Source organism: Micromonospora sp. NPDC049230, from assembly GCF_040647875.1.
Classification (GTDB): domain Bacteria; phylum Actinomycetota; class Actinomycetes; order Mycobacteriales; family Micromonosporaceae; genus Micromonospora.
This window is the reverse complement of the sequence record NZ_JBEZCZ010000008.1, coordinates 99,728-114,084: the sequence shown is the minus strand read 5'-3', so window position 1 is coordinate 114,084 and position 14,357 is coordinate 99,728. Positions and strand designations below refer to the sequence as shown.

Annotated in this window: 10 protein-coding genes; 6 read left to right on the top strand and 4 right to left on the bottom strand. The window is 73.1% G+C overall.

Features of this window, described 5'->3' with window-relative positions:
• The first annotated feature begins 125 nt into the window (after positions 1–125).
• Complete coding sequence (locus AB0A95_RS10170) at positions 126–944, top strand: class I SAM-dependent methyltransferase (protein ID WP_357555326.1); 819 nt, start codon at positions 126–128, stop codon at positions 942–944.
• A gap of 55 nt (positions 945–999) precedes the next feature.
• On the opposite strand, the gene AB0A95_RS10165 is transcribed toward AB0A95_RS10170, so the two are convergent.
• Positions 1,000–1,521, bottom strand: coding sequence for a Scr1 family TA system antitoxin-like transcriptional regulator (locus tag AB0A95_RS10165; RefSeq protein WP_357555323.1), 522 nt, complete (start codon positions 1,519–1,521; stop codon positions 1,000–1,002).
• Positions 1,522–1,817: 296 nt separating this feature from the next.
• A complete protein-coding gene (locus AB0A95_RS10160) occupies positions 1,818–4,097 on the bottom strand; it encodes an adenylate/guanylate cyclase domain-containing protein (protein WP_357555322.1) in 2,280 nt (759 codons plus the stop codon).
• Positions 4,098–4,290: 193 nt separating this feature from the next.
• Between AB0A95_RS10160 and AB0A95_RS10155 the strand changes: the two genes are divergently transcribed.
• From AB0A95_RS10155 to AB0A95_RS10135, 5 genes are all read left to right on the top strand, one after another.
• A complete protein-coding gene (locus AB0A95_RS10155) occupies positions 4,291–7,188 on the top strand; it encodes an AAA family ATPase (protein ID WP_357555320.1) in 2,898 nt (965 codons plus the stop codon).
• Positions 7,189–7,323: 135 nt separating this feature from the next.
• Complete coding sequence (locus AB0A95_RS10150) at positions 7,324–8,094, top strand: DUF5995 family protein (protein ID WP_355032607.1); 771 nt, start codon at positions 7,324–7,326, stop codon at positions 8,092–8,094.
• 374 nt (positions 8,095–8,468) lie between these two features.
• On the top strand, positions 8,469–8,870 hold the full coding sequence (locus AB0A95_RS10145; RefSeq protein WP_357555318.1) for a hypothetical protein: 402 nt from the start codon (positions 8,469–8,471) through the stop codon (positions 8,868–8,870).
• Between the two features lie 87 nt (positions 8,871–8,957).
• Entirely contained in the window at positions 8,958–11,054 is a 2,097-nt protein-coding gene (locus tag AB0A95_RS10140; protein ID WP_357555317.1) for an amino acid transporter, read from the top strand.
• A gap of 173 nt (positions 11,055–11,227) precedes the next feature.
• Positions 11,228–12,739: a hypothetical protein gene (locus AB0A95_RS10135; RefSeq protein ID WP_357555316.1), complete on the top strand. Its 1,512-nt coding sequence runs from the start codon at positions 11,228–11,230 to the stop codon at positions 12,737–12,739.
• A 226-nt stretch (positions 12,740–12,965) separates the two neighbouring features.
• On the opposite strand, the gene AB0A95_RS10130 is transcribed toward AB0A95_RS10135, so the two are convergent.
• Both AB0A95_RS10130 and AB0A95_RS10125 read right to left on the bottom strand, forming a co-directional pair.
• Positions 12,966–13,925 carry a TIGR03557 family F420-dependent LLM class oxidoreductase gene (locus tag AB0A95_RS10130; protein WP_357555314.1) on the bottom strand — a complete coding sequence of 320 codons (960 nt, stop codon included), beginning with the start codon at positions 13,923–13,925 and terminating at the stop codon, positions 12,966–12,968.
• Positions 13,926–14,107: 182 nt separating this feature from the next.
• Positions 14,108–14,314, bottom strand: a complete 207-nt coding sequence (locus tag AB0A95_RS10125; RefSeq protein WP_357555313.1) for a hypothetical protein — start codon at positions 14,312–14,314, stop codon at positions 14,108–14,110.
• Between the last annotated feature and the right edge of the window lie 43 nt (positions 14,315–14,357).

Genomic DNA, 14,357 nt, shown 5'->3' with positions numbered 1-14,357 from the left:
CGCGCGCGGGCGGTGCGCTCGGCCGACCCCCCCCACCTGACGCTCGACCCGGTGCCAAGAGGCTGACGACACATGTCATTCGATATCGTGGCGCCACCACCGACATCCCGGAGCGGGGGCGGGCAGTGCCGAGGACGGCTTTCGACGAGCACGAGCGGTCGCGCTGGGCCGGTCGCGCGATGGCGTTCGACAGCAGCTTCGCCGCCCTCTGTGCCCATCCCGCGCCAGCGTTGCTGGACGCCGCCCACGTCGCCGCGGGCATGCGGGTGCTGGACGCGGGCACCGGCTCCGGGACCGTGGCCGGGTTGGCGAACGCTCGTGGCGCGACAGTCGTCGCCGTCGACGCCGAGGCCAGCATGGTCGAGTTGGCGCGCAGCCGGGTGCCAGCCGCCGAAGAGGTCCGCCTCGCGGCACTGCCGCACCTTCCGTTCGCCTCGCGGTCGTTCGACGCGGCCGTGGCGAACTTCGTGATCAACCACGTCGGCGATCCGCTGGCCGCGATCACTGAGCTGCGCCGGGTCGTCCGGCCGGCCTGCCGCATCGCGGTGACGATCTGGCCCGACCCGCCGCCCGAGGCGCAGCGGCTGTGGGGCGCGGTCTTCGACGCCGCCGGGGTCGACCGTCGCGCAGCGGTGCCGACAGTGGACGCGGAGCGGGACTTTCCGCGTACCCCCGAGGGTTTCGCGGGTTTGCTCGACGCCGCCGGCCTCACCGACGTGCGCTGCGACACGATCACCTGGGTGCATCGCACCGACCCCGAGGCCTGGTGGAGCGGCCCGGCCAACGGCATCAGCAAGGCGGGCCTGGTGCTGGCCGCCCAGCCGCCGGACGTGCTCACCCGGATTCGTACCGGCTACGACGAGCTGACCGCCGCCTACCGGGACAGCGACGGCCTGCTCGCACTGCCGACCGCGGCGCTGCTGGCCTCGGCGTTCGTGCCGTAGGTGGCTTGGTACCCCTTCGGCGGGTACGCAGGCGTGGCGCGAGAACCTTCCGTGGTCAGCGAGGGTTGTCCGCAGCGCCTTGTCGTCGATTGCCGCTGCTGAAAGCCCGCAACGCCTGCTGGATCAGCTCCCCCGCAGTGTCGCCGTACACGGCCTCGGCCGCCAGGCCCTGAAACGCCTTGGCGTAGAGGTCGATTTCCCTGGGCTGAGTGACGGCCAGCTCGGCGGTGACGGCCTCGACGTGCACGAGGCGGTCGTCGAACATGATGAACTGGTTGCTGGGCACCCGGTACTGGTGCGTGGCGGGCAGGATGCCGAGGCGCACCCGAGGTAGGGACAGCACTGTCAGCAGCCGATCAAGCTGCCCGATCATCACGTTGGTGTCACCCACCATCGTCCGTAGGGCCTGCTCGGCCAGGACGAAGTGGAAGCGATGGATGCCGTGGTACAGGATACGCACGTCTCGTGACCGGGGGATGTCCGTCTGGGCCAACGCCTCGGCGTCGACAACGAGCTGATCTTCCGGGTGATCCGGCTTGCTCCTCGGCCGAGATACGACGGCTGGATCTGGTTGCACGGCTACTCGCTCAAGCCCACCGGCGAGGCCATCGAGAAACGGGAGATCTTCGTGCAGCGGGCAGGGCTGCGGCCTGCTGCACGACGACCAGCGAGAGGATAATCAGTGTTTGCCCATGTGGCGCTGCCAGGTCTGCTCGCCATCGCCTTCGTCGGATGGCTGGCTGGGATGCTCACGTTCAAACGGTCGCTGATGTGGTGCCGGGATTGCGGGCAGCACCTGACCTGCCCCGATGCCACCTCCCACCGGATGCCCACCAGCACGTCAGCAGGCGGCCCGCAGCCGCTGACGAAGCGTCAAGCGGAGGCGGGCAGGCCGTTCGGTTGGCGGATCAACGGCGGGCGGGGCACCGCGCGTACCGTGCTGGGCGAGGTCCCGGCGAGCGTCCGGTTCGCCGCTGACCTGGCCGGCACCGGCCGCAGCGATGTCGGGAGGCGGGTGTTGTCCCGGGGCGGGTGATCGCCGGCACCGATCGCGGACCGGGGCGTCGCCGTGGTCTCCGTCGGCGCGACGTCGTCGGCCAAGGCGACGGCCCGCAGCCGACGAGCGTCGGTCAACCGGTTGGTCCCAGGGCCCGACACGGCCGGACGGGTGGCCATCGTCGGGGTGGGGTTGCGTCGCCGGGGCGCTGTCGGGCCGGTGGCAGCACTCGGCTCCGCCGGGGGCAGTGCCGCGAAGACGGCGTCGAGGCGGCCGACCCGGGCGCCAACGGTGTCGAGGCGCACGATCTCGGCGCTCCTCGCCGTCGAGCCGTTGACCGCTCCAGCGCGAACGGCTCCAGCGCGGTCGATGGCGGCGCGGCGCTCGGGCAGGTTGGCGTCCCGGTGCACGGGGCGGGGCGCGCCGGCGGCCCGGCGGGCGAAGACGGCCCGCAGCGCGCGGGGCAGCCGCTCGGCGGCGACCTGGCGCAGCGCGGGCGCGGCGAACGCGTACCCGTCGGCGTGGTGGGGAACCAGCAGCCCGGCGGCGGCCAGCCGGCGCAGTGCCGGTGCGGACCGGCCGGGCGCCCAGCCGAGCGCCCGGTCGACCGCCGCACCGGAGATCACGCCGCCGAGGACGCCGGCGGCCATCAGGACCGCCCGCCGCTCACCGTCGAGGTGGTCCAACTCGGCGCCGACGGCGCGGCGTATCGCCTCGGGCAGCGGGAGCGCCACCGGGTCGGCCCCCTCCATGATCGACTCGACGTACGCCGCCGCGTGCCCCGGCCGGCCGCCGACCAGCGGCAGCAAGCGGTCCACCAGGGCCACCGGCTGGCCGGCCCGGGTCAGCAGAAGGCGCAGCAGCCGCCCGGACTGCACGGTGGCCAGCGGCCGGATCGTCACCCGGCGGGCCGGGCCGGGCCGGGTGTCGGCCCACTGTGGTTGGTGCAGGGTGACCACGGCCAGTGGCAGCCCACGTGCCGTCGCCGCGCTGAACAGCCCGTGCAGGAATCTGCTCACCGCGGGCGCCGCGCGGTCCACGTCGTCCACGGCGACGATCAGCGGCCCCCGGTCGGCCAGGCGCAGCAGGACGTCCTGGCAGGCCGCCGCGCCGGCCAACGCCGCCGACGAGTCGTCCGGGGCGGTCAGCATCCGGTGCAGAGCCGGGACCGCCGCGGCGACGCGAGCCGGGGGGAAGAGCGCGGTCAGGGTGGCGACGAGCCGGTCGTGGACCGCCGCCGGGCCGTCGCCGCGACGCACGCCGGCGAGACCGCGAAGCAACTCCGCGACCGGTGCCAGGACCTGATCGGGGTACGGCTGGCAGGTCGCCACACACCACCGCACCGGCGCCCCGTCGACAGTGGTCAGCCCACGGGTCAACTCGTGCAGCAGCCGACTGCGGCCACTGCCGGTGGGCCCGACCAGCGAGACCCAGCGTGGGCTCCGCTCCCGGACCGCCAGTGTCAACTGGTCGCGGATGGTGGCCAACTCGCGGCGGCGGCCGATCAACGGGCCGTCGTGTCGGTCCGCGCCGGGACGCACCGGACCGACGGCGTGCCAGACCGGCACCGGCGGCACCCGGCCGGCGACCGGCACCGGCGCCAACTGACGCTGGGCGATCAGCCCGGCGGTGGCTCGTGCGGTGGCCGCGCACAGCGCGACGGCGCCCGGCGGCGCGTACTCCTGGAGGCGGGCCGCGGTGGTGATCACCGCGCCGCTGGCCACGCCGTGCCCGCCGTTGACCGCGCCGCCCAGGTCGACCACCACCTCGCCGGTGGCGACACCGACGCGAACCCGGAGTCGGATGTTCCCCACCATCGGCCGGCGGTCCAGCGCGGCCTGGATCTCCAGTCCGGCGCGCACCGCCCGGTACGCCTCGAAGCCGTCGGAGTGCCGGGCACCGAACAACGCCATGACCGCGTCGCCGACGTACTTCTCGACCACTCCCTGCCAGCGGTGCAGGACGCCCGCGACGGTGTCGAAGTAGACCCGCTGCAACGCGCGGACGTCCTCCGGGTCGAGTCGGTCGACCAACGCCGTGGAGCCGACGATGTCGGCGAAGAGCACGGTGACCGTGCGTCTCTCCTCCGCTACCGGCCAGCGCGATGTCACGCCGCGCCGCGCGTCGCCGACGATGATCCTGGTGGTGGTGGTCATGGTCGCGCACCAACCCTTCTGCCTGCTGATGCCTGGTGACCTCCGGAGATTGACATCCCTGGGCCGACGGGGGATCTGCAGAACGACGTATGTCGGCCACCCGCAACCTTTAGTCGCAAAGTCGACGCGAGGAGTACCACATGCGGCAGATGGCCGTAGAACGGTTCGGGGACCTGTGATTAGGCTGCGTGCCATGGCCAGCGATGTGGACACCGCACCGCTCGTGGGCCGGACCGAGCTGGTGCAGACGGTTCGGTCCGCGTTGCTCGGTGACGCCGCGCACGGGCAGACCGCCGCCGTCTTCCTGACCGGCGAGAGCGGTGTGGGCAAGACCCGGCTGTTGGGTGAGATCGGGGTGCGGCTGCGTGAGCAGGGCGCCGTGGTGCTCACCGGCAGCTGCCTGGACATCGGCGACGCGTCCCCGCTGCACCCGCTGTTGCAGGCGCTGCGCCGCTTCGACGCCGACGTGGCCAGCACGCACGCCCGCACCTCCTCGGCGGTGCGTGGGCTGCTACAGATGTTCGCCGACGAGACCGCCGGCCCGGACGGCGCGGGCGCGCTGCTGGAGCGGGTCAGCCGCGGGCTGCACCTGATCGCCGAGGGCCGGCCACTGGTGTTGATCCTCGACGACCTGCAGTGGGTCGACCGCAGCACCCGGCAGTTGCTGCTCTACCTGTTGGCCGGGCTCGGTGACCTCCAGCTCTCCGTGTTGGCGGCGGTGCGGGCCGAGTCGTTGCAGGGCGCGCACCCGCTGCGCCGCGTGCTCACCGAGCTGCGGCGGCTGCGCACGGTGCGGGTGCTCGACCTGGCACCACTGGACCGGGCCGACACCGAGAAGCTCGCCGCCGCGGTGGTGGGCCGCACGCTGCCCGCCGACGCGGCCGAGCAGGTGTGGCAGCGCAGCGGCGGCAACCCGTTCGTGATCGAGGAGTTGGCCCGCGACCTGCGCGACGGCCGCGACGGTCTGTCCGAGACGCTGCGGGAGATCTTCCTCGACCGGGTCGACGCGCTGCCCCAGCACGCGCACGCGGTGGTGCACGCGGTGGCCGCCGGCGTCGAACCGGTGCAGCACTGGCTGTTGGCGCGGGTGCTGCGGATGCCCGAGGACGAGCTGATCGACGCGGCCCGCGCCGCTGTCGCGCACCGGCTGCTCGTCGGTGCCGACGACGGCTACCGGCTGCGGCACCGGCTGGTCGCCGAGGTGCTCGCGCACGAGCTGCTGCCGGCCGAGCGGTCCGGGCTGCACCGCCGCTACGCCGAGGCGCTGACCGCCGTGCCGGGCGAGCTGCACCAGGCCCGGCTGGCGCACCACTGGCGGTTGGCCGGTGAGCCGGCGCGCGCGTTGCCGGCGGCGGTGGCGGCCGCGCAGGAGGCCGAACGGCTGCACGGTTACGCCGAGGCGCACCGGCACTGGTCGGCGGCGTTGCAACTGGCCGGTGACCCGGGCCCGCTGACGGTGGACCGTGTCGAACTGCTGGAGAACGCCGCCGAGGCGGCCCACCACAGTGGTGAGCACGCCCGCGCGCTGGCCCTGCTGGAAGAGGTGGCCGAGCTGCGCGGCGGCGAGCCGAGCTGCGCGCTGCACATCCGGCGGGCCCGCTACCTGGCCGCCGCCGGTCGCTCGGCGCTGGCCGAGGAGGAATACCAGCGGGCGTTGACGGCGTCCGACTGCTCCCCCCGGGAGCGGGCCAACGCCGCCGCCCGCCTGGCCGAGCTGCTGCTGCATCTGGGTCGCTACGCCGACGCCGGCCGGCGGGCCCGGGAGGCGCTGGCGTTGGCCGCCGACGTGGAGGGCTCCGCCACCGAGGTGGTGCTGGCCAGCTCCGCGCTGGGCTTCAGCGACGCCTACCTGGAGGACCCGGACGCCGGCCTCGCGGTGATGCGCGACGCCCTCGACACCGCCGAGCGCGCCGGCCAGCCCGAGGACGTCGCCTGCGCGTACCTGCACCTGGCGGAGCTGCTGACCGGGCCGCTCAACATCCTCGAGGAGGGTGTGGTGGTGGCCCGGCGCGGTGCCGAGCGGGTCGCCGAGCTGGGGCTGGGCCGCACCTGGGAGACCCGGCTGCTGGCCGTCGCCATCAACGGGCTGTTCCGGGTGGGGCAGTGGGCCGAGGCGGAGAAGGTGGTCGCCACCGCCCTGCGGCACCGACCGTCCGGTGCGGACGCCGTCGAGCTGCTGTTGGCCCGGTGCCGGCTCTCGGTGGGCTACGGCGACATCGACGCCGCCAGCCGCGACCTCGACGCGGTGGCGACCCTGCTCGCCGGCGGCGGCGCGCGGCACGTCATTCCGCTGCTCACGCTGCGCGCCGGGTTGGCCATGTGGGAGGGCCGGCACGAGGTGGCGCGGTTGGCGGTGCAACGGGGCCTCACCGAGAGCCGTTCCGACGACGTGACGATCCTGTCGGCGCTGATCTGGCACGGCCTGCGCGCCGAGGCGGAGGCGCACGCCAGCCGCACCGTGGCCGTGGACCCCACTGTGGTGCGCCGGCTGCGCGACGTGGCGGATCGGGTGGCTCGCAAGAGCGTGGGCGCGGCTCGCCCGGTGCGGTCGGTGGTGGAGGGGTTCCTGGCCCTCTGCGCCGCGGAGGTGAGCCGCCTGGACAGCAGCGATCCGGAGTTGTGGGCCGCGTCGGTCGCCGAGTGGGACCGACGCCACCACCCCTACCCGGCGGCGTACTCGCGGCTGCGGCAGGCCGAGGCGCTGCTGGCCCGCCGCAGCCGGTTGGCCACCGCCGGCAAGCTGCTGCGGGAGGCGTACCGGGTGGCGCAGGGGTTGGGCGCGGCGCCGTTGACCTCGGAGATCCGCGAGCTGGCCGGGCGGGCGCGGGTGTCGCTGGAGGAGCGCGAGGCCATCACCGCCACGCGGGGCGTACCGTCCGAGGCGTCCGACGACGAGTTGGCGGCGCTCACCGCCCGGGAGCGGGAGGTGCTCGCGCTCGTCGCGGAGGGGCTGACCAACAAGGAGATCGGGCAGCGGCTGTTCATCAGCGAGCGGACCATCGGGGTGCACGTGTCGCATATCTTCGACAAGCTCCAGGTCCGCACCCGCGTACAGGCCAGCGCGATCCAGTTGCGCAACCTCCGAAGCTGACTCGACGTAGCGTCCACCGGCGCGTGTGCGTGCCGGGATACGTCGTTCTACTGATCCGGCGGGTGGGTGTCGGCTGAAAGGCTGGGCCGCGTCGACGACGGCACGGGGGATGCCGCCGACCACAATGGAGGAGAAATGACCGAACCGGTCTGGGGGCCCGTGCACCGGGACATCGTCGACCTGCTCGCCGACCATCCCGCGGACGTGCCGGCCGTGGTCGATCACCTCACCAAGTTGCAGGACATGCTGGTGCGGCTGCCTCCGTTGGAGGCCAGTTGCCCCCTCGCCGACTTCAACAGGCTCTACCTGACGATCACCAGCAGCGTGTTGGACGGGTTGTACGACGACCGCTTCGTCGACCCGGCCTTCCTCTCCCGTCTCGACGTGGAGTTCGCCGCGCGCTACTTCGACGCGATGCGGCTGTGGACCGACTCGAGTCCGGGCACTCCGAAGGCGTGGTCGTGCCTGTTCGAGCGGATGCGGGGGCCGGACGCCCGGCCACTGCCGTCGGCGGCGGCCGGCGTCAACGCGCACATCAACTTCGACCTGCCCTTCGCGCTGGTGACGACGTTCGACCACCTGGAGTCGGAGCCGGTCGACGGCAGTGACCAGCACCACGACTACCTGGAGATCAACAAGATCTTCGCGGACAAGATCCCCGGCCTGCGCCGCGGCTATCTGGAGCGGTGGCAGCTGCTGATCGACATGCTCAACGGCGACATCGACGACTGGTACCAGGGGGAACTGGTCGAGTACACCCGCGATGTCGCCTGGCGCAACGCACAGAAGATCTGGCGGTGCCGGCACGATCCGGACGCCCGAGAGTGTGAGCGCACGCGGTTGGACGACAACGCCGCGGCGCTCGGCCGGCTGCTGCTCTCGCCCCTCGGGGCGTTCTTGCAGTAGCCGGGACGGGGGGTCCCCGCGCTCCGCCCCGTGGGGGGTGGCGGAGCGCGGGGACGCGTCCCACCACGTTCGCCCACCCGTGGGGCCGGTTGACATCCGGTCGGCCCGCGGGGACAGCCGGTCGGCCCCGGGGGGTGTCGACCGTCTGCCACCGTCGGCCGGCCCGGGGGGTGCCGGCCGGCGGTGGGGGAGGGCGGTGGGCTGGGCTGGTCGGCGCCGGATATTCGGGGGTGTCGGCGGGCTCGTACCGGGTACGCCCGCGCCATGACCGTCCTGGCCCGGCGCCGCCCCGCCGCCCGTCCCCGGCCCGCGCGGCCCGGCCCGCCGCGGCCGGGTGGCCCGGTGCCGCGACCCACCGCCCGACCCGGTGCGCGATGACCGGTGCCGCCACGCGGTTCGCGTTCCGCTTCGATCCGCTGTTCCGCCCGGTGTTGGCGCTGCTGGGGGTCCGCCCGGCGACCGCCTGGGTCGCCGTCACCGACCGGGACCTGACGATCCGGTACGGCCCGTGGCGGCTGCGGACCGACCGGGACAACGTGACAGCCGTCGAGCTGAGCGGCCCGTACCGCTGGTGGCGGGTGATCGGGCCGCACCTGTCGCTCGCCGACGGGGGTGCGAGCTTCGGCAGCAGCACGGCCGGCGGGATCTGCCTGCGCTTCGGCAGCCCGGTGCCGGCGGTGCTGCCGGGCGGGCGGCCACGACACCCGGCGGCCACCGTGACCATCGCCGATCCGCCCGCGCTGGCCCGTCTGCTCGCCGTTTCGGACCTGCCCTGAGCTGGCCGGCCACGTGCCCGGTTCCGCCGGTCCGGCCCCGATCTTCCGCCTACCGTCGGAGCAGGACCTGTGAGGGTGGGACGGGCGATGGGTGACGAGCACCGGGCGAAACCACGACGCTGGAGCGGACGCCGCCACGCGCCGACCGGGCCGGACCCGGCGCTGCGGGCGGCCCGTGACCCGGCCCGCCCGCACCGGGGCGGGCGCCCGGGTGTCGTGGTGCCCGAACGGGTGGCGACCGCGGCGCGGACCGCGCCGCCGGCCAGCCCACTGCGCCGGTGGCTCTTCCAACACCAGGTGCAGCCGCCCGGCCCCGAGTCGGGCGAGGGGCAGAACCGCCGGCACGCCTGGTGGCAGGTGATGTGCCTGACCGGCGTCGACTACTTCTCCACGCTGTCGTACCTGCCGGGCATCGCGGCGGTGGCGGCCGGTGCGCTCTCCCCGCTGGCGACCCTGTTGATCGTCGCGCTCACCCTGTTCGGGATGTTGCCGATGTACCGGCGGGTGGCCCAGGAGAGCCCGCACGGGCAGGGGTCGGTGGCGATGCTGGAGCGCCTGCTGCCGTTCTGGCGGGGCAAGGTCTTCGTACTCGTGCTGCTCGGCTTCGTGGCCACCTCCTGGATCATCACGATCACCCTGTCCTCGGCGGACGCCACGGTGCACCTGCTGGAGAACCCGTACCTGCCCGACGCGCTGCACGGCTCCGCCGTCCCGGTCGTGGTCACCGTGGTGCTGCTGCTCATCCTCGGCGGGGTGTTCCTGCTCGGCTTCCGTGAGGCGGTCGTGGTGGCCATCCCGCTCGTCGCCGTCTTCCTGGCGCTCAACGCGGTGATCGTCGTGGTGGCGGCGGCCCGGCTCGTGCGGAACCCGGGCATCGTGTCGGACTGGACGGCCGCGCTGACGACGACCGGCGGCGGGCCGGGCGGCGTGCTGCTCACCGCCGTGCTGGCGTTTCCGCTGCTGGTGCTGGGGCTGTCCGGCTTCGAGACCGGGGTGAGCATGATGCCGCTGGTCCGGGCCGACGGGGCGGACGGGCCGGCCCGGCTCGCCGCCCGGATCCGCAACACGCGCCGGCTGCTCGCCACCGCCGCGCTGATCATGTCGGTGTACCTCGTCTCGACGACCTTCGTCACCACGGCGCTCATCCCGAAGGAGGAGTTCCGGCCCGGAGGCCCCGCGAACGGGCGGGCTCTGGCGTTCCTGGCGCACGCCCAACTGGGCGAGGTGTTCGGCACCGTCTACGACGTCAGCAGCGTGCTCATCCTCTGGTTCGCCGGCGCCTCGGCGATGGCCGGGCTGATCAACATCGTCCCGCGCTACCTGCCCTCGTACGGGATGGCACCGGAGTGGGCGCGGGCGGTGCGTCCGGTGGTGATCGTCTACACCGTCGTCAGCGTCGCCATCACCGTCGCCTTCCGGGCCGACGTCAACGCCCAGGCCGGGGCGTACGCGACAGGCATCCTGGCGATGATGGTCTCCGGCGCGGTGGCGGTCACCATCTCCGCGGCCCGCCACCGCCAGCGCGCCGCCGCCGTCGGCTTCACGGTGCTGACCCTGGTGCTGCTGTACGCGTTGCTGGAGAACGTCATCGAGCAGCCGGACGGGATCACCATCTCCGCGTTGTTCATCCTCGGCATCATCGTTGTCTCGTTGGTTTCCCGGGTCACCCGGACCACCGAGCTGCGCGCCGAGCGGATCGAGTTCGACGAGCCGGCGCGTCGGTTCATCACCGAGTCGCTGGCCCACGACGGGCAACTGCACCTGATCGCGAACAAGAGGCAGAGCGGGTCGGTGAAGGAGTACACGGTCAAGGAGCGGGCGCAGCGGGGGATGAATCCGGTGCCCGGGGCGGCGGACGTGCTGTTCCTGGAGATCGACGTGGTCGACCCGTCGGAGTTCAGTCAGGTGCTGCGGGTGCACGGGATCGAGGTGGGCGGCTTCCGGGTGTTGCGGGCCAGCAGCCCGGCCGCGCCGAACGCGATCGCCGCGATCCTGTTGGCCCTGCGCGACGCCACCGGGGTTCGGCCGCACGCGCACTTCGAGTGGTCGGAGGGGAGCCCGATCGCGCACCTGGCGCGCTATCTCATCCTCGGTCGGGGAGACACCCCGCCGGTGGTACGCGAGATCATCCGGCGGACCGAGCGGGACCCGCTGCGTCGTCCCGGAATCCACGTCGGCGGCTGACCCGGTGACCGTTTGGCGGAGTGGAAAGATGAATGGGGGCACTATTCACGTTCACGCCTTCTTGTCCGTATTGCGGACCTATCGTGACGTTTGGCGGCCGACGCTACGTCAGGCCCCCCGCGCCCGGATCGGGGTGCGGTCACGTCTTGCAGGCAGGAAGGCAGGCACCTTTGATGTCCACGTACCGAGGAGGAGACCGCGAGATCCGACCCGGACGGCGGTCCCGATGGGTCTTGGCCAGCGGCTTGCTGGCGGGGAGCCTGGTCGTGGGAGCGGCCGGCGTGGCCGGTGTGGCCGCCGCGGCCGACCGCGACCTCTCCCTCCCGGGTCTGGGCCGGCTGGGCACGGCGTCCGCGAGTGACGACGACCGCCGTGCCGGCGATCACGAGGAGCGCGACCGGGACGACGCCGAGCGGGGCCGCGCGGCCAGCCCGGGCACCGGCAAGCGGGGTGTGGTGTCGGTGCCCTGCGACGCCGCGAAGCTGGTGGCGGCGTTGGTGACGGCCAACGCCCAGGGCGGCGCGGAGCTGCGGCTCGCCCCCAAGTGCCGCTATCTGCTCACCGAGGCGTTCCACGAGACCGACCAGTACGACGGGGGGATCCGCGACGCCCGGGAGGCGGCCGACGCCGCGGAGACCCCGGGTGACGCCGACGCGCCGCCGCACAACCCGGCCGACGACACCGCCGGCCTGCCGGTGGTCTACCAGCCCATCACGATCGACGGCGCGGGCGCCACCATCGCCCGCGACGCCCAGGCCGCGCCGTTCCGCTTCTTCACCGTCCGCGACGGTGGCGAGTTGACAGTGCGCGACGTGGAACTGCACAACGGCCGCTCGAACATCGAGGGCGGCAGCGTGCACGTGGTGCACGGGGCGACCGCCGTGGTGGAGCGGGTCACCGTCTCGCAGAGCACCTCGCTGTCGCCCGAGGGCGGTGGCGGTGGGATCTTCAACGACGGCAACATGGTGGTCACCGACTCCACATTCGTCGGCAACAGCGCCTCCGGCGCCGCGGGCAAGGGCGGGGGCCTGCTCAACGGCGGTGTGCTGACGCTGAAGCGTTCCGAGTTCCACGGCAACAGCGCCAACGGCTACGGCGGCGGGCTCGGCAACTACCGTGGCGCGGCCGACGTGGAGAGCGTCTCGTTCACCCAGAACAGCGCGGGCCAGGGTGGCGGGCTGGCCAGCTTCTCGGCGCGTACGAAGGTCTCGGACACCGAGTTGCTGAACAACACCGCGCAGGTCGGCGGCGGTGCCGCGAACTCCGACGCGGTGCTGGTGATGCGCACGATGACCATCCGGGGCAACACGTCCACCGTCAACGGGGGCGGCATCTCGACGGTGAAGGGTCTGACGCCCGTCGACGACAGCGTCATCGACGGCAACACCACCCACGGCGTCGGCGGCGGCATCTACGCCGAGAAGGCGAACCTGCTGGTCCGTGGCAGCGACGTGACCCGCAACGAGGCGGTCGGCGCCACGTCCAGCGGCGGTGGCATCTACGCGTCCGCGGGCTCGGTGGCGATCTACACCAGCAAGGTCACCCACAACGCGTCGACGCTGAAGCCGGGTGGCATCTTCGCCTCGCACGCCCAGGTCAAGATCGACGATGAGAGCGTGGTCGTCGAGAACGAGCCGACCAACTGCGAGGGCGGCGCGGTACCTGTCGCGCGCTGCTTCCGCTGAGCGGACCCGCGCCCATCCCGAGCGCCCAGCCGGCCGCCCGGACGATCATCGCGATCGTCCGGGCGGCCGGCCCTGTCCCGCCCGACCGTCGCGACAGTGCTGATCGTGACGACCGCAGGGGGCGGCCGGTCCGTGTCGCGATCGTGGCGACCGCCCGGTGCGGCCGGTCCCGGTGGCGGTCGTGCTGGTCGTGGCGACCGGCCCGGCGGTCGACGTGCCGGCGGTGTCAGGACATGGCGCGCAGCCGTGCGGAGAGCGTGCCGGCGAAGAAGTCGAGGAAGCCGTCCGGGTCGGGGCCGGCGTTCTGGAGGACGATGTGGTCGAAGCCGGCCTCGACGTACGACCGGACCTTGGCCACGTGCGGCTCGGGGTCGGGGCCGACGGCGAAGAGCTGCCGGACGTGCTTCTCCTCCACGTGTGCGCTGGCCGCGTCGAAGTTGACCGGGTTCGGCAGTTCGCTCATCACCTTCCAGCCGGTGACCATCCACCGGCTGGTCCGCATCACCGCCTGCACCGCCTGCTGCTCGTCGGTGGCCCACGCCAGCGGAACCTCGGCGTAGCGCGGGCCGGCGCCGCGGGCCCGTCGGTAGTGCTCGACGATCGAGGCGTCCGGCTCGGTGGCGAACAACCCGTCGCCCAACTCGGCGGCGAGGTGGGCCGACGCCTCCCCGCTGGCCGCCACCGCGATCACCGGCGGGGTGTCCGGCAGGTCGAAGACCCGGGCGTCCTCCAGGTGCAGGTGCCGGCCCTCGTAGGACTGGTAGCCGCCCTGCCAGAGCAGTCGGATGATCTCCAGGGCCTCGCGCAGGCGTTCGTGCCGACCTCGGACGCTGGGGAAGCCCTGCCCGACCACGTGCTCGTTGAGCCGTTCGCCGGCGCCCACGCCCAGGGTGAACCGGCCGTCGGAGACCAACGCCATGGTCGCCGCGGCCTGCGCGATGATCGCCGGGTGGTAGCGGACGGTCGGGCAGGTGACGCCGGTGGCCAGGCGCAGGGTGCTGGTCTTTGCGGCGATGGCGCCGAGCACGCTCCAGGTGAACGACGAGTGGCCCTGCGCCTCCAGCCAGGGGTGGAAGTGGTCGCTCATCTCGACGAAGTCGAAACCCGCCCGCTCGGCCAGGACGGCCTGCCGGATGATCTCCTGTGGGCCGTACCCCTCCGTGGCCAGTTTGTACCCGATCCGCATGCCACGCTCCCGATTCCGTCCGCCGAGTGACGCCGGGTCGGTTCCCGACCTCGGCGCCGACAAACACCGCCGACGACCGCAAACCAGCCTCCTAGGATGCCGTACGGGGTGTGCGGTGACCGCGAGCCGACAGCGAACGGCCCGCGCCCCACGGTGGGGGAGCGGGCCGGCGGCGTCAGGTCCTACTTGGACGGCTCGGGCAGCTTGCAGTCGACCTTGGGGTTGGCACCGATGTAGTTCAAGGGACCGGCCACGATGGTGACCAGGATGGTGCCGGCCTCGGCGCAGTTGGTGTCGTCGCCGCTGTAGTAGCCACGCTGGCCGGCGGCGATCGCGCCGATCACCAGCCAGATCACGACGATGACTCCGAGTATCGAGCTGCCGCGCATCGCTGCCTCCTGAGGATATGTGGTGGAGCTGAGGTGCAGCCGT